The organism is Streptomyces sp. NPDC101178 (assembly GCF_044767965.1).
Taxonomy (GTDB): domain Bacteria; phylum Actinomycetota; class Actinomycetes; order Streptomycetales; family Streptomycetaceae; genus Streptomyces.
This window is the reverse complement of sequence record NZ_JBIWOZ010000007.1, coordinates 310,020-332,776: the sequence shown is the minus strand read 5'-3', so window position 1 is coordinate 332,776 and position 22,757 is coordinate 310,020. Positions and strand designations below refer to the sequence as shown.

Sequence of the window (22,757 nt, the reverse complement as noted above, 5' to 3'; positions counted from 1 at the left end):
ACAACGAGTGCGTGGAGGTACGCAGGTGAGCGCGCAGGTCACACCGCCCCGCGGAAACGGCATGTTCCGCACCAAGTCCGTCGAAGAGTCGATCCGTGACACCGAGGAGCCCGAGCACGCGCTCAAGAAGTCCCTCTCCGCCGTCGACCTCACGGTCTTCGGCGTCGGTGTCATCATCGGCACCGGCATCTTCGTCCTGACCGGCAAGGTCGCCAAGGAGACGGCAGGCCCGGCGACCGCCATCGCGTTCGTCGTCGCCGGCGTCGTCTGCGCGCTGGCCGCGCTCTGTTACGCCGAGTTCGCCTCCACCGTCCCGGTGGCCGGCTCCGCGTACACGTTCTCGTACGCCTCGCTCGGCGAGCTGGTGGCCTGGATCATCGGCTGGGACCTGGTGCTGGAGTTCGCGCTGGGTACGGCGGTGGTCGCGGTCGGCTGGTCCGGCTACGTCCGCTCGCTGATGGACAACGTCAACTGGGCCATGCCCGAAGTGCTGTCAGGACCCGATGTGGCCGAAGGGTTCGGCTTCGACCTGCTGGCCTTCGTCCTGGTGCTGATCCTGACCGTCATCCTGGTCGTCGGTATGAAGCTCTCCGCACGGGTCACCTCGGTCGTCGTGGCGATCAAGGTCGCCGTGGTCCTCATGGTGATCATCGCGGGCCTCTTCTTCATCAAGGCCGAGAACTACAAGCCCTTCATCCCGCCGTCCGAGAAGCAGTCCGCGGGCTCGGGCTGGGACGCCCCGATGGTCCAGCTGATCTTCGGCTACGAGCCCACCAACTTCGGCGTGATGGGCATCTTCACCGCCGCCTCCATCGTCTTCTTCGCCTTCATCGGCTTCGACGTCGTGGCCACCGCCGCCGAGGAGACCAAGCTGCCGCAGCGCGACATGCCGCGCGGCATCCTCGGCTCGCTCATCATCTGCACGGTGCTCTACGTGGCGGTCTCGATCGTCGTCACCGGTATGCAGCACTACAGCGAACTCTCCGTCAGCGCCCCGCTCGCCGACGCCTTCAAGGCCACCGGCCACCCCTTCTACGCCGGTCTGATCAGCTTCGGCGCCGCGGTCGGCCTCACGACGGTCTGCATGATCCTGCTGCTCGGCCAGACCCGTGTCTTCTTCGCGATGAGCCGCGACGGTCTGCTCCCGCGCTTCTTCTCCAAGACGCACCCGCGGTTCCGCACCCCGTACCGCCCGACGATCCTGCTCGGTGTGGTGATCGCGATCATCGCCGGGTTCACGAGCATCGACGAGCTGGCCACGCTGGTGAACATCGGCACGCTCTTCGCGTTCGTCGTCGTCGCGCTCGGCGTCCTGGTCCTGCGCCGCACCCGCCCCGATCTGCCCCGCGCCTTCCGCACCCCGTGGGTACCGGTGCTGCCGATCGCCTCGGTGGCCGCCTCGGTCTGGCTGATGCTCAACCTGCCGGTGGAGACCTGGGTCCGGTTCGCCGCCTGGATGGCGCTCGGCGTGATCATCTACTTCGCGTACGGCCGACGCCACAGCCTGCTCGGCAAGAAGGGCCGCTAGCGGCCGTGACCTTCCGGCCCCCCCGGTGGAGCGATCACCGCGGGGGCGGGAGCGGGGGCGGGTTCGTGCGGGAAGCGGCCGGCCGTGGCGCTGTACTCCCGCCTGATCCCGTGCGGCGAAGCCGTCGGTGGCTGACCGCCGGCCCGCCGGCTGCACACCTCAGGCCGTGTCCGGCGCAGGCGGCCGTACCGTGCGCGGCCCCACGCACCGGGCACCGTACGCCTCGACCCGCCGGCGCAGTCCGCGGTCGGCGGTGACGACGACGCAGTCGCGCTCCGGGGCGGCGGCCGACGCGAGTCCGGCGATCAGGTCGTCGCCGCTGCCGGGGGCCGAGGCGACCGCGACCCCGGGCACGGACCCGACGCCCCGCGCGGCCCCTTCCACGACGAGCAGGATTTCGACGGGACCGGGCAGCCCCGGCAGCCCGTCCGCCGCGTACGGGACCAGCGAGTCACGCAGCCGTTCCGCCGCCCCGCGGCGGTCCCGCCACCAGCCGTCGGGCACCGAGCCGACCACGTTGGCCGCGTCCACGATCACCAGTACCGCCGCGTCGTCGCTCATCCCGGCAGGGTGTCACGGGACGCCGGGCGTGATGCGCCGTCAGCCACCGGTGGCGGGCGACTTCTTCGCTTCCTCGGGGATCGCGGTGTCCTCGCGGATCGCCTTCCACAGCTGACCGGCCTGCGGCTCGGCGGCGACCACCCGGTTCGGGTCGGCCTTGTCGTACGCCACCGGCAGCATGATCGTCTCCATCGAGGCCGGGTCGACGCCGTTCATCGAACGGGCGAACTCCGCCAGCGAGGTGAGCGAGGCGAGCCCCGAGTCGGTGGTGAGCGACTTGGTGGCCGAGTTGGCGATTCGGTAGGAGCTGGCCGGACTGCCCAGCAGGTCCTGGGACTTGACCTCGCTCAGCAGCGCGATCAGGAACTGCTGCTGGAGCCCGATACGGCCGAGGTCGCTGCCGTCGCCGATGCCGTGCCGGGTCCGGACGTACGCGAGGGACTCGGTGCCGTCCAGCTTCTGCGGACCGGCGGTGAGGTGGAGCCCCGACGCCTTGTCGTCGATGTCCTGCGGTACGTCGACGGTGACGCCGCCGATGGCGTCGACCAGGTCCTTGAACCCGGCGAAGTTGATCTCCAGGTAGTGGTCGATGCGGACGCCCGACATCTTCTCCACCGTCTTCACCACACAGGCCGGGCCGGCCTGCGCGTAGACGGAGTTGAACATGACGCGCTCCTTGGCGGGCATGGCCGATCCGCCGTCCGTGGCGCACTCGGGACGGGTCACCAGGGTGTCGCGCGGTATGGAGACGGCGACGGCCTTCGAGCGGCCCTCGGGTATGTGCACCACCAGCGCGGTGTCGGAGCGGGCGCCGCCGATGCTCCCGCCGCCGCCCAGCTCCTGGTTCTCCGCCCCGGCCCGCGAGTCCGAGCCCAGGACCAGCAGGTTCTGTCCGCTGGTCGGGAGCTTCTCCGGGCGGTCCTCGCCGAGCGCCTGGTCGATGTCGACGCCCTTGATGTTGCTGTCGAGCCGGTTGAAGAGCCAGTAGGCGGTACCGCCGGCCGCGAGCAGCAGGACGAGAAGGACACCGAGGGTGATCTTGAGGCCGCGGCGCCGCCTGCGCGGTTTCGCCGCGCGTCGGGAGGCGCGGGCGCCCGGAGTCGTGACGTCGTCGCTCATCCTGTTTCGAGTCCTAGGTGTCGCGGCCCCGTAGGGCTGAGGCGGGTGGACTCGGGTGGGGGGAGGAGCCGGTCCGACAATCGTGGTTCGTAGAACTATAGACAATCCGTCGAGCGTCCGTGCGAGTGTTGGGCGAGGCGGCACCGTACCGGAGTACCGACTGTCCGGGCCGGTGTGCGAACTCCGTAGGACAAAAAGCTGAAACTATGATGGGCTCGCCCCTTCCCGAAGGGCGGGCCGCCGGACGGCCTTCCGAGACGGGCCGAGAATCACCAGAAGGCGACCTCACACCATGCCGGTCAGATCCGCACGCTCCACCCGGAGTACCGCCGCCCTGCCGAGCGGCTCCGAAAGCAAGGGCGGACATGCCGCCGACGCCACGGCCGACGGACGGTGGCTGCTGCTCGGGTCGGGCGGGAGGCTCACCGCGTACGCGTGGAACCGGGAAGGCGTGCTCCGCTGGACCGAGGACCGGCCGGGCGGTTCCACCTGGTCGGGACCCGAACTCTTTCCGGTACCCGGGCTGACGCACCTCTCCATCGCGCAGGGCGCCGACGGCTATGTGCACTTCATAGGCCGCCGGTCGGTGCCGAAGCCGGACGGCGTTCCGGCCGTGGACCTGGTCTACGCCACCCAGTACCAGTCAGGACGCCCGCTCACCGCCTGGCGCTCGCTCGGCAACCCGCACAAGGACCGGGAGAAGGCCGCGCAGTTCGGCGTGCCGGCGGGCGCGGTCGACGACGCGGGCACCCTGTACGTCCTGGTGCGCAACGCCGGACGGGGGCTGATGCTCCGCCGCGAGGACAAGAACGGCAAGTGGGAGGCCTGGCGGGATCTGAAGGGCAGCATGTTCCAGGACGCGCCCGCCGTGGTGGCCGCGGCCTCGGGCCGGATCGAGGTCCTGATCCCGGGGGAGGAGGGGGCCGGGCGGTGGGTGCAGGCGGAGCCGCGCAAGCTTCCGGAGCGTGCGGAGAACCTTCCGGTGGCCATCGTTCCCGGCAGCGCGGTGGCCCTGGAGACCGCACCGGACCGCGCCACCTACTACTGGACCGATCCGGCGTCCGGCTCCGTCGTCGCCCACCGCCCGGGCGGCTGGGTGATCCCGCTCGGCGGCTCTCCCTCGGGACCGGTCGCGGCGATACGCGCGATGCTGGACGACTACGACTGCACGGTCCTGGCCCACTGCGACTCCGAGGGCAACGTCATGCTCGCGGCCTGCGGGACCGAGAACGAGAGCGCCGGCCTGTGGTGGTCGCCCACCGGCGAACGGGGCACGGGCACGCCGGGCCTGGCGCTGGACGCCCACGGCAGGGTGGTCATCGCCGTGCTCGCTCCCGACGGGAGCCTCAGGATCGCCCGCCAGAACGACGAGCCCGGACTGGCGATGGGCCCCTCGGTCCGGGTCTGAGGCGACACGGTCCGTGTTGACAGAAGGCGTACAGACAGTGAAGATGTGCGTGACCTGTGAAGGTTTATTGTTCATGTGAATGTGGTTGTCCGTTTCCGTGGAACGACTCCACGGAAGCGGACCGGGGGCAGCACGGCGGGCCGGTCCATCGGCCCGTCGCTGGGGGAGAACGAGGAATCATGGCTGTGCGGTCGCACCGTTGGGTCCTGGAGAGGCACGAGGGGTGACCACTATTCCCGGCCCCGCCGCGTTCGCGGCGAGGGGGACCACCATGCCCGGCGCGCCCGTGACCATCCCGCCGCAGCCGCGCAACGACGCCCCGGACCCGGCCCCTTCGGCCGACCCGGCCGACGACGTCTACGTCATACCGGCCCTGACGCCGCTGGCCGCCCGGGAGGCCAACCGCTCCGCCGTCACCGCCCTGCTGGACACGGCCGGCATCCCGCACTTCGCCGTACGCGGCACATCGGACCACGGCACGGTCGTCGCCGTACCGGAGGACGACCGCGACCGGGTGCTCAACCTCCTCTTCCGGGGCCTCGGCCAATTCCCCGGGCACATCAGCGCCGAACAGCCCGAGCAGGTCCGTCCGGCGCGCCCGCTCTCCTCCCGCGACGCCAAGGCGTGGCGTGACGTCAGGACCGCGGCCGCCCTCCACGTGAGCTGGACCCGCGCCGACCCCGGCCGCCACCTCCTGCTCGGTCATGAATACGGCTGCGCCATCGAGTTCTGGCGCCGGCAGGGCAGCCACCTCGTCGCGCCCCGGGCCAACCGCGTCACCTGGGCCGTCGCCGAGGAGGGCGGCAACGTGCTCGGCGCCGCCCGCCTCTTCAGCCGGTTCATCTCGGAGTGGACCCGCCCCGGCTCCTCGCCCGCGCTCGCCACCCGCCCGGAGTTCCTGGTCGAGTCGGCCGACGAGATCACCTTCCCGGTGGACGCCGTCTACACCTGGGTCGACGGCGACGACCCCGCCTGGAAGCAGCGCAAGGCCTCGGCCAAAGGTGAGGTCTACCACGCGGAATCGGCGAGCGACGCCCGCTTCATCAGCCGGGACGAGCTGCGCTACTCCGTGCGCTCCCTGCACCTCTTCGCGCCGTGGATCCGCACCATCTACATAGCCACCGACGACCAGGTCCCCGCCTGGATGCGTGAGGACGTCCCCGGCATCCAGGTGGTGAGCCACCGCGAGATCTTCCGCGACCCCACCGACCTGCCGACCTTCAACTCGCACTCGATCGAGAGCCAGCTGCACCACATCGACGGCCTCTCCGAGCACTTCCTGTACTTCAACGACGACATGTTCATCGGCCGGCCGGTGACGCCGTACTCCTTCTTCACCCCCGGCGGCGTCGCGCGCTACTTCCCCTCCCGCAACCGCATCCCGCAGGGCCCGGTCGTCGAGACCGACACCCCCGTCGACGCGGCCTGCAAGAACAACCGGGCGCTCCTGCAGAGACGGTTCGGCCGGGTCATCACCCAGCCCATGGAGCACATCCCGTACGCGTTGCGGCGCAGCGCGATCGAGGAGGCCGAAGCGGACTTCCCGCAGGCCTGGGCCCGCACCTCGGCCAGCAGATTCCGGGCGATGACCGATCTCTCACCGACATCGTCGTTCGCGGTCTACTACGCGGCCCTCACCGGCCGCGCACAGCCGTCCTCCATGCCCTTCACCTACTTGCAGCTGGCCGTACCCGATCTCGCCGACCGGCTGCAGAGACTCCTCGACGGGCGCAACCAGGACTCCTTCTGTCTCAACGACGCCTTCTCCACCCCGGAGGACATCGAGGCCCAGCAGGAACTCCTCGACGGTTTCCTCAACGGCTACTTCCCCACCCCCAGTCCCTACGAGCGATGAAACGGAGTTCCTGACGTGGCCCGTCCACCGGCACTGAGCTCCGCCGCTCAGGTCTACCGCCGTATCGTCCCGCTGCCCGTCCGGTCCGTCGCGGCCAGCCGGGTCACCCCCGGTGTCCGCCGGAAGGTCAAGCGCGGCCTGGTCCGCACCCTCGACCGGCGCGAGGCACGCCTGCACCGGCGCGCCCTGCGGCGCATCCGCAAGTCCGACTTCCGCGGGGCCTCCGAGCGCCGGGTCACGGCGCCCGACGGCCGGATCGCCCACGTCCACAGCGGCCTCACCGCCGACCTCGCCAGGCGCCTGGACCACGACCTGATCGCGCACGCCCTCGACCGGGCCGAGATCCCCTGGTTCGTCGTGCCCGCCCTCGACGACCGGCGGATCTGCTTCGCCGTCGAACAGCAGGACAAAGGCCAGATCCGCCGCGTCCTGCGGGCGCTGCTGGAGGAGCACACCGGTTACGTGGTCTCCGTCTCGCCGGCCGAGAACGGCACCAAGGCCGTTCCCGGCAGCTACGTGAAGGCGTGGAAGAACTACGGCAAGGCCAAGGTGGTACGCATCACCTGGCTCCGCACCGACCCCACGCAGAACCTGTGGATCGGCGACGACCAGGGCGTCGAGATCGAGTTCTGGACCGTCAACAACAAGCTGCCCGTCGAGCGTCTCGTCGGACCGCGTCCCAACCGCGTCCAGCGGGTGGTGCCCCGTGACGCCCCCGGCATCGAGATCGGCTTCGAACGGCTCTCGGGCTACTCGGACACCGACGGTGCCATGGACCCGAGCGTCACGCTGGAGAACTTCGACATCCCGCGCCTGGAGGAGATCACCTTCCCCGTCGACGCCGTCCTCCCGTGGCGGCACGACACCCCCTGGGGCGAGGAGCTGCTCCGCGCCGCGCTGAGGTCCCTGCACCAGTACGCACCCTGGGTCGACGTCGTACACATCCTGGAGCAGGCCCCGGCGCCCCGCTGGCTGCGCTCCGGCGAGCACCTCTCCGTGGTCCCGGCGGGACCGGACGCCGAGGAGTGGCTGCACCAGCTGGCCGACCTCTCGGACCGCTTCCTCCTGCTGCGCCCCGGCGCCCTGTTCGGCCGGCCGGTCCGCCCGTTCGACTACTTCAGCCCGCACGGCGGCACCCGGCCGCGCCGCGGTCCGTGGACGGCCCAGGAGTCCTTCGCCCCCTGGACGGCGGCGGCCCACTCCGCCACCGGCCGGGCGGTCGGCCACGGCTACGCGCCCGGCCCCCAGCCCTACACCCGCTCCGCCCTCATCGAGCTGGCCGCCTCCGGGTTCGTTCCCGGGCAGGCGCTCGACGGGCAGCTGGCCAGCACACTCCCGTGCACCCATCCGGCGGACGGCCTGATCCACCACTTCGCCCGTACGGCGGGGCTCGCCGACCCCGCCGGCGAGGCGACCGTCGCGCTGCACGCCGCACACCCCGGAATCCGGCGCCACCTGGACCGGCTCCTGGTGCGCCGGGACACCCAGCAGATGCAGCTCTCCGGGCTCGGCCACGAAGCCTCCCTGGGGCGCGGCGGCACCGACGCCGTCATCTCCTTCCTGCACCGTTACTTCCCCGTACCGAGCCCGTTCGAGGTCGAGCCACGGGAATCAGAGGACCCGGACAAGCGCACGTGAGCATGGGCAATCCCGAAGCGTCCGCCGCGGTCGGGGTCTACCGCACCCTCGTACCGACCTCCCTCAGACGCCGTGTGGCACACCGCGTACCGATCGGCCTCCGCTCGGCCCTCAAGAGTGCGTTGCGCCGGACCCACCACCTCACCACGGGTGTGCGCGCCGTCCGTGCCGCCCGTGCGCGGCGCCGCTGGCCCCAGCTCTTCGGTACGCAGGAGCGGCTGGCGGTGCTCGCCGCCCGCGGCGGGCAGATCGCGCTCGTCCGCCCCACCGTCTCGCCGCTCGGCCTGCGCGAGGCCAACCTGGAACTGGTGGTCTCCTTCCTGGAGCGGTCCGGCATCGACTACTTCGCGATCCGCGGCCGGTCCGACTTCCGCTCCACCCTCGCGGTCGCCGGGCACGACCGGGCGCGCGTCATCGACATGCTCGCGCGCACGCCCGAGGCCGGACCGGTCTACGCGGTCGCGTGCCGCGGGGAGGCGGTCCAGGGCCGGCCCGCACTGTGCGGATCGCCCCGCACCCGGCGCGTCGCGGGCGAGGCCGCGGTCCTGCGGCTCGGCATGGTGTGGAGCGACCCGGGCAACACCCTGGTGCTGGGCCTTGAGTACGGCTGTGACCTGGAGTTCTGGGAGACGGACGAGGAGGGCCGCCTGGTCGCTCCCCGCCCCAACCGCGTCACCGAGGACGTCTCGCCGGCCGAGGCGCGGGTCAGCGTGCCCATCAGCAGGCTCACCGGATTCGCCGCCCTGCACACCCGCAGGACCCGCTCGGTACGCACCATCGCCGCCTGCGCCGAGCCGCTCCCCGAGGACGTGCGCTTCCCCATCGACGTCGTCTACACCTGGGTGGACGGCTCGGACCAGGAGTGGCAGCGCCGCCGCGGGGCCTTCAGCGAGAGCGGCTACCACGCGGAGGCCGCCAACGCGGCGCGCTACATCAGCCGCGACGAACTGCGCTACTCCCTGCGGGCGCTGGAGCAGAACGCGCCGTGGGTCCGCCATGTCTACCTGGTGACCGACCGGCAGCGGCCGCACTGGCTCAACCTCCGGAGCCCCCGGATCACCGTGGTCGACCACAGCGAACTCTTCACGGACCCGGCGGCGCTGCCGACCTTCAACTCGCACGCGATCGAGAGCCAGCTGCACCACATCGACGGACTGTCCGAACACTTCCTGTACTTCAACGACGACATGTTCCTCGGCTGCCCGGTCACCCCGCGAGACTTCTTCCTCTCCAACGGGATGACCCGTACGTTCTTCTCGCCCTCCCAGGTTCCCCGCTGGGAACTCAGCGGCGGCGACCGGCCGGTGGACGCGGCCGGCAAGAACAACCGCAGGCTCCTCCTGGAGAACTTCGGCTCCGCCATCGTCCAGAAGCTCCGCCACGCCCCGTACGCCCTGCGCCGCAGCGTGCTGTACGAGATCGAGCGCGAGTTCGCCGAAGCCCATCGCGGGACCTCCTACAGCCGCTTCCGCAGCCCGACGGACATCTCCGTACCGTCCTCGCTGTACCACTACTACGCGTACTTCACCGCCCGCGCGGTGCCCTCGGAGATCGCCTTCGCCTACCTGGACCTGGCGAAGCCGGAGATCGCGCGGCGGCTGGGCATCCTCCTGGCCCGGCGCGACCGGCAGGCGTTCTGCATCAACGACACCTTGTCGGACACCTTCGACGACGGACGGCAGGCGGCCGTGCTCAGTGACTTCCTCCAGGCCTACTACCCCGTCCCCAGCCCCTTCGAGCGTAAGGGCGCCGACGCCCGATGAAGATCTCCTTCCTGATCAACAACGTCTACGGCATCGGCGGCACCAACCGCACCGTCGTCAACCTGGCCGAGGCGCTTGCGGTGCGCCACGACGTCGAGATCGTCTCCGTCTTCCGCCGCCTGACCACGCCCAAGTTCGAGATCTCGCCCCGCGTCAAGGTCCGGGCCCTGGTCGATCTGCGCTCCGGCTCCGGCGACCGCGCGGCCCCGGGGACCGACGAGCCCAGCGAAGTGGTACCCCGCCAGGAGGAGTTCTTCGCCCAGTACAACCGGTTCACCGACCGGCGGATCATCGAGGAGCTGACCGGGACCGACGCCGATGTCGTCATCGGCACCCGGCCCAGCCTCAACCTCTTCGTCGCCTCGTACACCCGCGACTCCGCTCTCCGCGTCGCCCAGGAGCACATGACCCACCTGGCGATCCCGCCCGCCGTACGTGCCGAGATGGCCCGGGTCTACCCGCGGCTGGACGCCGTCACCACGGTCACGGAGGCCGACGCCCGCTCCTTCCTGGCCAACACCCCGGTGCCCGGCATCCCCGTGGTCGGGATCCCCAACAGCGTGCCGCGGCCGGCCGTGCCGCCGTCCGACGGCTCCAGCAAGGTCGTCGTCAGCGCCGGCCGGATGCACCACATCAAGCGGTACGACCTCCTGATCCGCGCCTTCTCCATGATCGCCGAGGAGTTCCCCGACTGGCAGCTCCGCATCTACGGCGACGGCGGCGAGGCGGCGAAGCTCCGCGCCCTGGTGACCGAACTCGGCCTCACCGGCCGCGCCCTCCTGATGGGCGGCTTCTCACCGATCGAGTCGGAGTGGGCCAAGGGCTCGGTCGCCGCCGTCACCTCCAGCGCGGAGTCCTTCGGCATGACGCTGGTCGAAGCCATGCGGTGCGGTCTGCCCGTGGTGTCCACGGACTGCCCGGTCGGCCCGCGCGAGATCCTCCGCGACGGCGAGGACGGCCTGCTCGTGCCCACCGGCGACGCCTCCGCGATCGCCGCGGGGCTGCGCCTGCTCATGGCCGACGACCACCTGCGGCGGACCATGGGCGAGGCGGCGCTGCGCAACTCCGCCCGCTACGACCCTGAGGTGGTCGCCGCCCGCTACGTCGACCTGTTCGAGGACGCGGCCCGCCGCCGGACCGCCAGGGACAGCGCCTACCGCCGCCCGGCGCCGCCGAGGACCGCGGCCAAGGCACAGCCGACCGTTCCACCGGTCTCCATGCGAGCGGCGGTCGCCGATGTCACGACCGACGAGACGGGCCGGCTGAGGTTCGCCGTACAAGGACCGCACGAGGGCAAGCACCGCTGGCAGTTCGTGCTGCGGCACAGCGCGGCCGGCGACGCCGCCCTGCCGGACATCGAGCTGCCGACCGACCGCACACCGCAGAGCAACGGCGGCACGCTCCACACCGCCGAGCTCCCGGCCTCGGCCCTGGACGAGCTCGGGGACGGCCGCTGGAAGGTCACCATGCGCTCGGCCAAGTCGGAGAGCGTCCATATGAAGGCGGGCCTACGGGACACCCGGTCGCTGATCGAGGCCCGGGCCCGGCTCCTGGCCCGGCCCACCAGCGCTCCGGTCGGCTGGAACCTCCCGTACGCGCAGCCGAACGGCAGGCTCATGCTGCGTACGGTGCTGCGCCGGGAACACGTCGAGTGCACCTCCGTCGAGCTGCACGAGTCCGGCATCACCGTCACCGGAGTGCTCTGCGGCGAGCGGGAGATCAGGGCCGGCGCGCGCTTCGTCGTCAGCCGTCGCGGTGAGCACATGGTCAACCACACCGTTCCGGTCCAGGTCCTGAGCAGCCGCGCCTTCCGCGTGGAGGTGCCCGTCCGGTACGTGGTCGACCACCGGCTGGAGCGCTGGGAGGACTGGGACTGGTGGCTGCAGCCTCACCCCGACCAGTGGAAGAAGACCCGCGTGTGCCGGGTGCTCGAGGACTTCCCCGACGTCAAGAGCGCCTTTGCCTACCCGCCCGTGCCTCTCGCCGGGGATGAACAGTCGGATTACGCCATGGTCCACCCGGTCCGGCCGGTATGGGTGCGCCCGTACTGCTCGGTGTCCGGTGGCATGGCGATGAACGTGGTGGACCGATGAACCGAGTGAAGCGCTCCCTCCTGCACATCGTCGCCCACCAGGACGACGACCTGTACTTCATGAACCCCGACCTGGTCCGTTCCCTCCAGGAAGGGGACGAGATCACCACCGTGGTGGTGACCGCCGGCGAAGGCGATGGCATCAACGCCGACATCAACGATCCGCAACGCCGCTCCCAGCAGCCGGACTTCGCCGGCTACAGCACCGCGCGCGGCTGCGGTCTGCGTTCCGCCTACGCGCGGATGGCGACCGGCGACCGCACGAGCCCCTGGCACCGCGAGCCGGTCCAGCTGGTCCCCGGCTTCACCGTGGAACGCTTCACGCTGGTGGCGCGGCCCACCGTGCGCATGTACTTCTGCCAGCTGCACATGGGCGCTCCCGGCATGGGCGGCGAGCGCACCCGCGTACATCAGCTGTGGGACGGGACCGTGCGGTCGCAGCCCACGCTGCCGGTGCGGGGCTCCACGGTCGCCGAGGTGCAGCACGTCTCCCGCGAGCAGCTCGTCGCCGGTCTGACCGTACTGCTCGACCAGGTCGCGCCGACCGTGGTGCGGGCCATGGACCCCGACCCCGAACACGACGGCGGCAAGGACGGATTCGTGATGTCCGACCACGTCGACCACACCTCCGTCACCCAGTTCGCACTCGCCGCGCTGGCCCGCCACCGGGACGCGGGACACGCCCCGGTGGTCGAGCACTACCGGGCGTACGCCAACCGGTTCTGGGGCCACAACCTGGACGCGGTCGCCGTGGCCGAGAAGGCCGAGTACCTCGCCACGTACGCCGGTCTGGACGCCACGCACTGTCCGCAAGGCACCTGCGAGCGGTGCGGCGACCGGCAGTTGGGGCCCGACCCGTACCGCAGTACGCACATGATGAGCACCGCCCTGCGCTACTCGCCTCCCGCGAACTGGCTGCGGCTGGGACCGGGCGGCCGGCTGAACGCCTTCGCGGTCCTGGGCGGACGGCTCGCCTTCTGGACGGAGACGGGACCCGCCTCCGGCGCCTGGCGCGGCCCCTTCGTCCTCGGCGACGGCTGGATATCGCCGACCCTGGCCGTGACGGGAGTCCCCGGCGGCCCGGCCGAACTCGTGGGCCTGAGCCGGACCGTGGTGGCCGGAGGCGGCGCCACCGTGGAGATCGTCCACACGGTGCAGGACCCCGACGGCAACGGGTTCAACGACTGGCAGTCCCTGGAGAACCCGGACTGGACCCACCACGACGGCCGCCGCCAGCGCGAGCTGGGAGTGCCGTCGGCCGCCGTCGACGGCGCGGGCCGGCTCCACGTCTTCGCCAGGAACTTCGCCCAGGGCATCAGCATGCGCCGCCGCAACGAGAGCGGCGCGTGGGAGCCCTGGGAGGACCTCGGCGGCTCCTTCGCGCAGGACGCCGGTGTCGCGCTCACCACCGAGCACGGGACGGTGGAGCTGTACGTCCCGGGCAAGCAGACCGTGGGCCGCTGGCACCAGACGTTCCCCGGCGGCCCCTTCGTCCAGGACGACACGCTCAAGACCGGCAAGGTGGCGACCGGCGGCATCACCGCGGTCGACTCGGGCGGCGGCCGGACCTGTCTGTACTACCGGCAGGCCGGGACCCAGCAGGTCATGGCCTACCGGCAGCACGAGAACGGCAACTGGCCCGGCGGCGGCGCGAGCCTGGGCACCAGCGGAGGCACGGGCGCCGTGGCGGCCGTGTGGGCTCCCGAACGGGGTGCGCGCGAAGCCTTCCTGGCCCACCGGGGCTCCGACGGCCGGCTCGCCGTCTCGCTGCCGGTGCCCGACCGGAACGTCTCCGGCACCCACTGGCGTGCGGTGGGCGAGATGTTCAGCCAGGCCCCGTCCATGGCGTACGACGCGGCGGGCGCCGTCGTCGTGGCGGTCATCGGTACGGACGGGAGGCTGTGCCTGCGCCGCCAGCTGTCGCCGGTGACGGGCAGCGCGCTCGGCCCGGCCCTCGCGGCGGAACCCGCCTGACCTGTGGAGACATCGACAGCGGGGAGCGGTAGATGAGACGAGTCGCGTGGGCCGCCGCGGCGGCCCTCGTCCTGGTGACGCTCGTACGGACGGGCCCACAGAAGCCTCCCGCCCCTTCCGAGGTCCGGGTCCTCCACTACAACCTCTGCGGAGCGGCCGCCGCGTGCCCCTGGAACTCCGGCGGGTCCGGCCCCGGCACATCCGTCGAACGCGTGGTGAATGAGGCCTCCGCCTTCGCACCCGACCTGATCACACTCAACGAGATCTGCGCGACGCAGTACGAGGCGCTCCTCGAACAGCTGAAGGACTCGGGCCGGCCCATGCACGGGACGTACGCCTCGTCGCAGGACAACGTCCCCAACTGCGGCCCCGAGGGCGCGTACGGCACCGCAGTCCTCAGCCGCGGGGCCATCGCTCCCGGCGGACCGGACTACCGGCGCTTCAGCAGTACCGGCGACGAGACGTACGAGAACGGCGGACGGACGGTGGCCGTCCGGCGCGGGCTGCTGTGCGCGCCCACCCGGTTCGACGGAGGGCCGCTGCTCGCCTGCACCGCCCACACCTACGCCAAGGCCCCCGAGCAGCTGCGGGAGATCAGGGACTGGCTCGCTGAGGGCCCGGTACCCCGGGAGACCCCCGTGGTGCTCGCCGGCGACCTGAACCTCCAGCCGAACGAGCCCGCGCTGGGGTTCCTCTACGCCCACGCCCCCGGGCCCGGCGGCCGGCCGACCGGACGGTTCCTGGAGGGCGACGAGACGGACCGCACATGGGCGTCCCAGGGGGCGACCGGGGGAGTGGTGTGCACCGGCGGCGAGCCGGAGCGGTGCCGCAACGGTGAACCCACGGCAGGCGAACGGAAGATCGACTACGCCTTCGCCGACACCCGGCACTTCACCGGCGGGGACGGCGACGCGAAGCTGTTCGGCGAATCGGACCACGCGATGGTGACGGCCGTCTTCACCCGTAGGTGACAGGTCCGGGAACGGCGACGGGCCGCACAGGATGTCCTCCTGTGCGGCCCGTCGCCGTTCGAACCGTACGGACTAGGCGGGCACGCTGGCCACACCCTGCGCCAGGAACGGCTTCCCGTTCACCCGCTGCGAGACGCCCTCACGGTCCAGGTACGGCGTGATGCCGCCCAGGTGGAAGGGCCAGCCCGCACCGGTGATCAGGCACAGGTCGATGTCCTGCGCCTCGGCGACGACGCCCTCGTCCAGCATGAGGCCGATCTCCTGCGCCACCGCGTCGAGCACGCGGTCACGGACCTGCTCCTCGGTGAGGACGGTGTCGCCCTGCTTGAGGAGGGCGGCGACCTCGGGGTCGAGGACCGGCGCACCGGAGTCGTAGACGTAGAAGCCGCGCTTGCCGGCCTTCACGACGGCCGCGAGATTCTGCGAGACGGTGAAGCGCTCCGGGAAGGAGCGGTTCAGGGTCTCGGAGACGTGCAGGCCGATGGCCGGGCCGACCAGCTCCAGCAGCACCAGCGGGGACATCGGCAGGCCGAGCGGCTCGACGGCCTTCTCCGCGACCTCGACCGGGGTGCCCTCGTCGATGACGTTCTGGATCTCGCCCATGAAGCGGGTGAGGATGCGGTTGACGACGAACGCCGGGGCGTCCTTCACCAGCACCGCGGTCTTCTTCAGCTTGCGCGCCACACCGAACGCCGTCGCCAGCGAGGCGTCGTCGGTCTGCTCGCCGCGCACGATCTCCAGCAGCGGGAGGATCGCGACCGGGTTGAAGAAGTGGAAGCCGACGACCCGCTCCGGGTTCTTCAGCTTCGACGCCATCTCGGTCACCGAGAGCGAGGAGGTGTTGGTGGCGAGAATCGCGTGCGCCGGGGCGACCGCCTCGACCTCCGCGAACACCTGCTGCTTGACGCCGATCTCCTCGAAGACGGCCTCGATGATGAAGTCCGCGTCCGCGAAGCCCTCGGCCTTGTCGAGCACACCGGAGACCAGGCCCTTGAGGCGGTTGGCCTTGTCCTGGTTGATGCGGCCCTTGCCGAGCAGCTTCTCGATCTCGGCGTGGACGTAGCCCACGCCCTTGTTCACGCGCTCCTGGTCGATGTCCGTGAGGACGACCGGGACCTCCAGGCGGCGCAGGAAGAGCAGCGCCAGCTGCGAGGCCATCAGACCGGCGCCGACGACGCCGACCTTGGTGACCGGGCGGGCCAGGTTCTTGTCCGGGGCACCGGCCGGGCGCTTGGCGCGCTTCTGGACCAGGTTGAAGGCGTAGATGCCGCTGCGCAGCTCGCCGCCCATGATCAGGTCCGCCAGCGCCTGGTCCTCGGCGTCGAAGCCGGCGGACAGGTCGCCGTCCTTGGCCGCCGCGATGATGTCCAGCGCGCGGTACGCCGCCGGGGCCGCGCCGTGCACCTTGGAGTCCGCGATGGTCCGGCCACGGGCGACAGCCGCGTCCCAGCCCTCGCCGCGGTCGATCTCGGGGCGCTCGACGGCGAGCTCGCCCTTGAGGACGGCCGCGGTCCAGATCAGCGACTGCTCCAGGAAGTCCGCGCCCTCGAAGATCGCGTCGGCGATTCCGAGCTCGTAGACCTGCACGCCCTTGAGCTGCCGGTTCTGGTTGAGCGAGTTCTCGATGATCACCGAGACCGCGCGGTCCGCGCCGATCAGGTTCGGGAGCAGCGCGCAGCCGCCCCAGCCGGGGACCAGGCCGAGGAAGACCTCGGGCAGCGAGAACGCCGGGATGGCGGTGGAGACGGTGCGGTAGGAGCAGTGCAGACCGACCTCGACACCGCCGCCCATCGCCGCGCCGTTGTAGTACGCGAACGTCGGGACCGCGAGGCCGGAGAGGCGGCGGAAGACGTCGTGGCCGCCCTTGCCGATCGCCAGCGCGTCCTCGTGGCGGCCGAGCAGCTCGACGCCCTTGAGGTCGGCGCCGACGGCGAAGATGAACGGCTTGCCGGTGATGCCGACGCCGGTGATGGTGCCCTCCGACGCCTCCTTCTCGACCTGGTCGATCGCGGCGTCCAGGTTCGCCAGCGACTGCGGTCCGAAGGTGGTCGGCTTGGTGTGGTCCAGGCCGTTGTCCAGCGTGATGAGCGCGAACCGCCCGGCACCGGACGGCAGGTCCAGGTGGCGTACGTGCGCCTGCGTGACGACCTCGCCGGGGAACAGCTCGGCCGCACCCTTCAGAAGCTCAGTGGTGGAGCTCACTTGCTGCCTCCGTCGAAATTCGGGTTCTCCCAGATGACCGTGGCGCCCATGCCGAAGCCGACGCACATCGTCGTCAGGCCGTAGCGGACCTCGGGCTGCTCCTCGAACTGCCGGGCCAGCTGCGTCATGAGCCGGACACCGGAGGAGGCGAGCGGGTGGCCGTACGCGATCGCGCCGCCGTACTGGTTGACGCGGGCGTCGTCGTCGGCGATGCCGTAGTGCTCCAGGAAGGCGAGCACCTGCACGGCGAACGCCTCGTTGATCTCGAAGAGACCGATGTCGTCGATGGTGAGGCCGGCCTGGGCCAGCGCCTTCTCGGTCGCCGGGATCGGTCCGTAGCCCATGACCTCCGGCTCGACGCCCGCGAAGGCGTAGGAGACGAGGCGCATCTTGACCGGGAGGCCCAGCTCGCGGGCAACGTCCTCGGCGGCGAGCAGGGACGCGGTGGCGCCGTCGTTGAGCCCCGCGGCGTTACCGGCCGTCACGCGGCCGTGGGCGCGGAAGGGGGTCTTCAGACCGGCCAGCGACTCCAGGGTGGTGCCCGGGCGCATCGGCTCGTCGGCGGTGACCAGGCCCCAGCCCGTCTCACCGGCCTCGGCGTTGGTGCGGCGCACCGATACCGGTACCAGGTCCTGCTGGATCTTGCCGTTGGCGTACGCCTTGGCGGCCTTCTCCTGCGAGCGCACGGCGTACTCGTCGGCGCGCTGCTTGGTGATCGTGGGGTAGCGGTCGTGCAGGTTCTCCGCCGTCATGCCCATGAACAGGGCGGACTCGTCGACCAGCTTCTCCGACACGAACCGCGGGTTCGGGTCGACGCCCTCGCCCATCGGGTGGCGGCCCATGTGCTCGACGCCACCGGCCACGACGACGTCGTACGCGCCGAAGGCGATGGAACCGGCCGTCGAGGTGACGGCGGTCAGCGCGCCCGCGCACATGCGGTCGATCGAGTAGCCCGGGACCGACTGCGGCAGACCGGCCAGGATTCCGGCGGTACGGCCGAGGGTGAGGCCCTGGTCGCCGATCTGCGTGGTCGCGGCGATGGCGACCTCGTCGATCTTCTTGGGGTCCAGGTCCGGGTTGCGGCGCAGCAGCTCCCGGATGGCCTTCACGACGAGATCGTCGGCGCGGGTCTCGTGGTAGATGCCCTTCGGGCCCGCCTTGCCGAACGGGGTGCGGACGCCGTCGACGAAGACGACGTCCCGGATGGTACGAGGCACGATGGCTCTCCTCCAGGGTGCGGGATGGCACTGCTGCGGGGCGCGCCCGTGGGGCGCACCGCCTGACCTCATGCTACTTGCGGGTAACCAGACTGCCCACCCCTCATGGCCGGAGCGTCGAAGGTCACACCGCTCCCGTACCCGCCGAGGCGCCCGCGAGACGTCCGGGAGGCCGTCGAACCTGGCGCGATTTCGACCATCGGTCCGGTCCGCGAACAGGGTCCGGACAGGGCTCTGGCCGGGCCTGGACAGCGGAAAACCCCCGGCCGGTGACCAGGGGTGTCTTCCGTGCGGACGATCAGGCGGTGGCGGCGAGCGCCCGCACCAGGAGCGGGCCGACCTGCTCGATCTGCCAGTGCCGGGCCCCGTACGCCGCGAGCGTGTCCTCGACGGCGCCCGGCGTCACCAGCTTCGGCGGCTCCCAGCAGACCCGGCGCACGGTGTCCGGGGTGATCAGGTTCTCCTGCGGCATGTGGAGCCGCTCGGCCAGCTCCGAGACGGCCGAGCGGGCCGCCGAGAGCCGGGCGGCGGCCGCCGGGTCCTTGTCGGCCCAGGAGCGCGGCGGCGGCGGACCGGCCGGCTGCTGGCCCGGCTGCGGCAGCTCCGACTCCGGCAGCGCCTTCGCCCGCTCCACCGCCGCCTGCCACTGCTCCAGCTGCCGGCGGCCCATCCGGTGGCCGAATCCCGGCAGTGTGGTGAGGGCGGCCACGTCGGCGGGCAGGGCGAGAGCCGCCTCCACGATCGCGGCGTCGCCGAGCACCTTGCCGGGCGAGACATCGCGGCGCTGGGCCACCTGGTCCCGGGCGTTCCACAGCTCGCGGACGACCGCCATCTGCCGACGGCGGCGGACCTTGTGCATGCCGGAGGTACGGCGCCAGGGGTCCTTGCGGGGCGGGGCGGGGGGAGCCGAGGCGATCGCGTCGAACTCCTCCCGGGCCCACTCCAGCTTCCCCTGCCGCTCCAGCTCGTCCTCCAGCGCGTCGCGCAGGTCGATCAGGAGCTCCACGTCGAGTGCCGCGTACCGCAGCCAGGGCTCGGGCAGCGGGCGGGTGGACCAGTCGACGGCGGAGTGGCCCTTCTCCAGGGCGTAGCCGAGGACGTTCTCCACCATGGCGCCGAGGCCGACGCGCGGGAAGCCCGCGAGCCGTCCGGCCAGCTCGGTGTCGAAGAGCGAGGTGGGAGCCATGCCTATGTCCCGCAGGCAGGGCAGGTCCTGGGTGGCGGCGTGCAGGATCCACTCGGAGCCGTCGAGCGCGGTGGAGAGGCCGGAGAGGTCGGGGCAGCCGACCGGGTCGACCAGGGCGCTGCCCGCGCCCTCCCGGCGCAGCTGCACCAGGTAGGCGCGCTGTCCGTAGCGGTAGCCGGAGGCGCGCTCGGCGTCGACGGCCACCGGTCCGGTGCCCGCGGCGAAAGCCGCGACCACCCGGGCGAGGGCGTCGTCGGAGGCCACCACCGGGGGGATGCCCTCGCGCGGTTCGAGCAAGGGGATCGGCGCCGGGGCGACGTCGTCCGGGGGAGCGCCCCCGGTGGTTCGCAGTGAACTGTCTGCTGCGGTCTCTTGGGCGTCGGTCACGCGTCAAGGGTATCTGTGTATACGCGCCACCCGTCGACGGAACGTTCCGTCGACGGGTGGCCATGCGCGTAATCCAGCCGGAGACGCATCGGTGCACGTCCCGGCGGGGGTGGGGGTCAGTGGATGATGCCCGTCCGCAGGGCGACGGCGACCATTCCGGCGCGGTCGCCGGTGCCGAGCTTGCGGGCGATGCGGGCGAGGTGGGACTTGACGGTCAGGGCGGAGAGGCCCATCGAGACGCCGATGGCCTTGTTGGACTGGCCTTCGGCGACCAGGCGGAGCACCTCCACCTCACGTCCGGACAGTTCGCGGTAGCCGCCCGGGTGGCTCGGGGACCCGGGGGGCCGGCGGTGCATACGGGCCGCGTTGGCGCCGATGGGGGCGACGCCGGGGCGGTTGGGGTGGCCGATGTTGGTTCGGGTGCCGGTGACGACGTACCCCTTCACACCGCCCGCGAGGGCGTTGCGAACGGCGCCGATGTCGTCGGCGGCGGAGAGGGCGAGACCGTTCGGCCAGCCTGCGGCACGGGTCTCGGAGAGCAGGGTCAGCCCGGAACCGTCGGGCAGGTGGACGTCGGCAATGCAGATGTCGCGCGGGTTGCCGACGCGGGGACGTGCCTCCGCGATGGACGACGCCTCGATGACGTCACGTACTCCGAGGGCCCACAGATGGCGGGTGACGGTGGAACGGACGCGCGGGTCGGCCACGACGACCATGGCCGTCGGCTTGTTCGGGCGGTAGGCGACCAGGCTTGCGGGCTGCTCAAGGAGAACGGACACCAGGCCTCCTGGGAGAGTGGCGGGACGGGGGCCGGCTCGGGGGATGAAGCCGGGGCGAACCGTGCTTGAAGGGTCATTGACCTCTTCGGCAGCAGACCCGTCCTCCTTTAGAGGAAGATCACTATTTGGTGAGTAACAATTCGGGCAAATAGGACGCGCGATCGATTGTACGAAAAGAGAGTCGGCGTGTGTGCGAAATGGGTGACGCGGTGTTACGAAACCTGCGGGCCACGCCGCTGCGGCAGCGTCACCACCGCCGCGTCCGTCGGGTCCGACGGCGGCAGCCCCGCGATCTGGCAGAGCAGATCACCCCAGGCCATCAGGTGCGATGCCGCGTCCGGCACGCCGCCGCGCCCCTCGCGCGGCGTCCAGGAGGCCCGGATCTCGATCTGCGTCGCCGGACGGCGCGCGGAGAGCGCACCGAAGTAGTGCGATCCGGCGCGTGTCACCGTCCCTCCGGCTTCCCCGTACGACAATCCGCGCGCGTCCAGCGCCCCGGTCAGCCAGGACCAGCACACCTCCGGCAGCAGCGGATCGGCGGCCATCTCCGGCTCCAGCTCCGCCCGCACCAGCGTCACCAGCCGGAAGGCGCCCTTCCAGGCTTCGTGGCCCGCCGGGTCGTGCAGCAGGACGAGCCGGCCATCCGCGAGGTCGTCCTCGCCGTCGACCACCGCCGCCTCCAGGGCGTACGCGTGGGGCGCCAGGCGCTGCGGCGGTCGCGTGGTCTCCACCTCCAGCTCCGGGCGGAGCCGGGCGGAGCGCAGCGCGTCGACCGCCGACCGGAACGCGGGCGGGACGGGAGGACCCTCCGCACCGCCCTCGCCGTCAGCGCCATCGGAATGATCGGAAAACTGTCCCTGAGCCGGAGCCATGCCGGGAAGAGTAGGCGGAACGCGGGCCTCGCGCAGGGACAGACACCCGTGCGGCGCCGGGCTCCTTCGCCATGCGTGCGAAGATTTGGTGCGTGAGTGCCAACACCAGCCCCACGGGCCAGCAGACGACGACCGCCGCCAGCAACGACGCCACCCAGGACTCGGCGTTCCTGAAGGCCTGCCGGCGCGAACCCGTGCCGCACACGCCGGTCTGGTTCATGCGGCAGGCGGGGCGCTCGCTGCCCGAGTACCTGAAGGTCCGCGAGGGCATCGCGATGCTCGACTCCTGCATGATGCCGGAGCTGGTCACCGAGATCACGCTCCAGCCGGTCCGCCGCCACAAGGTCGACGCCGCGATCTACTTCAGCGACATCGTCGTGCCGCTCAAGGCCATCGGCATCGACCTCGACATCAAGCCCGGCGTCGGCCCCGTCATCGCCGAGCCGATCCGCAGCCGCGCCGACCTGGCCCGGCTGCGCGACCTGACCCCCGAGGACGTCCCGTACGTCACCGAGGCCATCGGGATGCTTACCGCCGAACTGGGCGCCACCCCGCTCATCGGCTTCGCCGGGGCCCCGTTCACGCTGGCCAGCTACCTCGTCGAGGGCGGCCCCTCGCGCAACCACGAGCGCACCAAGGCCATGATGTACGGCGACCCGCAGCTCTGGGCCGACCTCGTGGACCGGCTCGCCGAGATCACCGGCGCCTTCCTCAAGGTCCAGATCGAGGCCGGCGCCTCCGCCGTCCAGCTCTTCGACTCCTGGGTCGGCGCGCTGGCCCCCGCCGACTACCGCCGCGCCGTGCTCCCCGCCTCGGCGAAGGTCTTCGACGCCGTCGCCCCGTACGGCGTGCCCCGCATCCACTTCGGCGTCGGCACCGGCGAGCTGCTCGGGCTGATGGGCGAGGCCGGGGCGGACGTCGTCGGCGTCGACTGGCGGGTCCCGCTGGACGAGGCCGCCCGCCGCGTCGGCCCCGGCAAGGCGCTCCAGGGCAACCTGGACCCGGCCGTCCTCTTCGCCCCGACCCCGGCGGTCGAGGCCAAGACCCGCGAGGTGCTGGACGCCGCCGCCGGTCTGGAGGGCCACATCTTCAACCTGGGCCACGGCGTCATGCCGAACATGGACCCGGACGCGCTGACCCGGCTCGTCCAGTACGTGCACGAGCAGACCGCGCGCTGACGGCGGGCCTGCTCCGGCGCGGGAGGC

The 22,757-nt window shown here is 71.5% G+C and carries 16 protein-coding genes; 9 read left to right on the top strand and 7 right to left on the bottom strand.

Annotated features, from left to right (window positions below):
• Positions 1-61 precede the first annotated feature (61 nt).
• Positions 62-1,528, top strand: a complete 1,467-nt coding sequence (locus ACIRR8_RS21870) for an amino acid permease (protein ID WP_404067606.1) — start codon at positions 62-64, stop codon at positions 1,526-1,528.
• Positions 1,529-1,687: 159 nt separating this feature from the next.
• On the opposite strand, the gene ACIRR8_RS21865 is transcribed toward ACIRR8_RS21870, so the two are convergent.
• Positions 1,688-2,089, bottom strand: coding sequence for an NTP pyrophosphohydrolase (locus ACIRR8_RS21865; protein ID WP_404067249.1), 402 nt, complete (start codon positions 2,087-2,089; stop codon positions 1,688-1,690).
• Between the two features lie 39 nt (positions 2,090-2,128).
• Entirely contained in the window at positions 2,129-3,208 is a 1,080-nt protein-coding gene (locus ACIRR8_RS21860; RefSeq protein WP_404067246.1) for an LCP family protein, read from the bottom strand.
• 292 nt (positions 3,209-3,500) lie between these two features.
• On the opposite strand from ACIRR8_RS21860, the gene ACIRR8_RS21855 reads away from it, so the two are divergent.
• The 7 genes from ACIRR8_RS21855 to ACIRR8_RS21825 all read left to right on the top strand — a co-directional run bounded on the left by ACIRR8_RS21855 (position 3,501) and on the right by ACIRR8_RS21825 (position 14,909).
• Entirely contained in the window at positions 3,501-4,616 is a 1,116-nt protein-coding gene (locus ACIRR8_RS21855) for a hypothetical protein (protein WP_404067243.1), read from the top strand.
• Positions 4,617-4,839: 223 nt separating this feature from the next.
• Positions 4,840-6,471: a stealth family protein gene (locus ACIRR8_RS21850; protein ID WP_404067241.1), complete on the top strand. Its 1,632-nt coding sequence runs from the start codon at positions 4,840-4,842 to the stop codon at positions 6,469-6,471.
• Between the two features lie 15 nt (positions 6,472-6,486).
• On the top strand, positions 6,487-8,109 hold the full coding sequence (locus ACIRR8_RS21845; RefSeq protein ID WP_404067239.1) for a sugar phosphotransferase: 1,623 nt from the start codon (positions 6,487-6,489) through the stop codon (positions 8,107-8,109).
• On the top strand, positions 8,106-9,872 hold the full coding sequence (locus ACIRR8_RS21840; RefSeq protein WP_404067236.1) for a stealth family protein: 1,767 nt from the start codon (positions 8,106-8,108) through the stop codon (positions 9,870-9,872). Before ACIRR8_RS21845 ends, ACIRR8_RS21840 begins: the two co-directional genes overlap by 4 nt.
• Complete coding sequence (locus ACIRR8_RS21835) at positions 9,869-11,965, top strand: glycosyltransferase family 4 protein (protein ID WP_404067233.1); 2,097 nt, start codon at positions 9,869-9,871, stop codon at positions 11,963-11,965. The genes ACIRR8_RS21840 and ACIRR8_RS21835 overlap by 4 nt, the downstream gene beginning before the upstream one ends.
• The gene (locus tag ACIRR8_RS21830; RefSeq protein ID WP_404067230.1) at positions 11,962-13,938 is read left to right on the top strand and encodes a hypothetical protein; all 1,977 of its coding nucleotides are present in this window, start codon (positions 11,962-11,964) and stop codon (positions 13,936-13,938) included. The genes ACIRR8_RS21835 and ACIRR8_RS21830 overlap by 4 nt, the downstream gene beginning before the upstream one ends.
• Positions 13,939-13,970: 32 nt before the next feature.
• Positions 13,971-14,909, top strand: a complete 939-nt coding sequence (locus ACIRR8_RS21825; protein WP_404067228.1) for an endonuclease/exonuclease/phosphatase family protein — start codon at positions 13,971-13,973, stop codon at positions 14,907-14,909.
• A 72-nt stretch (positions 14,910-14,981) separates the two neighbouring features.
• Here ACIRR8_RS21825 and ACIRR8_RS21820 read toward each other — a convergent pair whose 3' ends face one another.
• From ACIRR8_RS21820 to ACIRR8_RS21800, 5 genes are all read right to left on the bottom strand, one after another.
• A complete protein-coding gene (locus ACIRR8_RS21820) occupies positions 14,982-17,111 on the bottom strand; it encodes a 3-hydroxyacyl-CoA dehydrogenase NAD-binding domain-containing protein (RefSeq protein ID WP_404067226.1) in 2,130 nt (709 codons plus the stop codon).
• Positions 17,108-18,328, bottom strand: a complete 1,221-nt coding sequence (locus tag ACIRR8_RS21815; protein WP_404067224.1) for a thiolase family protein — start codon at positions 18,326-18,328, stop codon at positions 17,108-17,110. Before ACIRR8_RS21815 ends, ACIRR8_RS21820 begins: the two co-directional genes overlap by 4 nt.
• 298 nt (positions 18,329-18,626) lie before the next feature.
• Positions 18,627-19,901: an HRDC domain-containing protein gene (locus ACIRR8_RS21810; RefSeq protein ID WP_404067222.1), complete on the bottom strand. Its 1,275-nt coding sequence runs from the start codon at positions 19,899-19,901 to the stop codon at positions 18,627-18,629.
• 116 nt (positions 19,902-20,017) lie between these two features.
• Positions 20,018-20,680 (bottom strand): response regulator transcription factor, encoded by a 663-nt coding sequence (locus ACIRR8_RS21805; protein ID WP_358887071.1) that lies wholly within the window; start codon positions 20,678-20,680, stop codon positions 20,018-20,020.
• A 212-nt stretch (positions 20,681-20,892) separates the two neighbouring features.
• Positions 20,893-21,552 carry a DUF3000 domain-containing protein gene (locus tag ACIRR8_RS21800; RefSeq protein WP_404067220.1) on the bottom strand — a complete coding sequence of 220 codons (660 nt, stop codon included), beginning with the start codon at positions 21,550-21,552 and terminating at the stop codon, positions 20,893-20,895.
• A 92-nt stretch (positions 21,553-21,644) separates the two neighbouring features.
• On the opposite strand from ACIRR8_RS21800, the gene hemE reads away from it, so the two are divergent.
• Positions 21,645-22,730 (top strand): uroporphyrinogen decarboxylase, encoded by a 1,086-nt coding sequence (gene hemE / locus ACIRR8_RS21795; protein WP_404067217.1) that lies wholly within the window; start codon positions 21,645-21,647, stop codon positions 22,728-22,730.
• The last annotated feature ends 27 nt before the right edge of the window (positions 22,731-22,757 follow it).

Coding starts and splice junctions, on each gene's coding strand:
- ACIRR8_RS21855 (WP_404067243.1), top strand. CDS start 3,501: ATGCCGGTCAGATCCGCACGCTCCACCCGGAGTACCGCCGCCCTGCCG.
- ACIRR8_RS21865 (WP_404067249.1), bottom strand. CDS start 2,089: ATGAGCGACGACGCGGCGGTACTGGTGATCGTGGACGCGGCCAACGTG.
- ACIRR8_RS21835 (WP_404067233.1), top strand. CDS start 9,869: ATGAAGATCTCCTTCCTGATCAACAACGTCTACGGCATCGGCGGCACC.
- ACIRR8_RS21825 (WP_404067228.1), top strand. CDS start 13,971: ATGAGACGAGTCGCGTGGGCCGCCGCGGCGGCCCTCGTCCTGGTGACG.
- ACIRR8_RS21860 (WP_404067246.1), bottom strand. CDS start 3,208: ATGAGCGACGACGTCACGACTCCGGGCGCCCGCGCCTCCCGACGCGCG.
- ACIRR8_RS21830 (WP_404067230.1), top strand. CDS start 11,962: ATGAACCGAGTGAAGCGCTCCCTCCTGCACATCGTCGCCCACCAGGAC.
- ACIRR8_RS21870 (WP_404067606.1), top strand. CDS start 62: ATGTTCCGCACCAAGTCCGTCGAAGAGTCGATCCGTGACACCGAGGAG.
- ACIRR8_RS21800 (WP_404067220.1), bottom strand. CDS start 21,552: ATGGCTCCGGCTCAGGGACAGTTTTCCGATCATTCCGATGGCGCTGAC.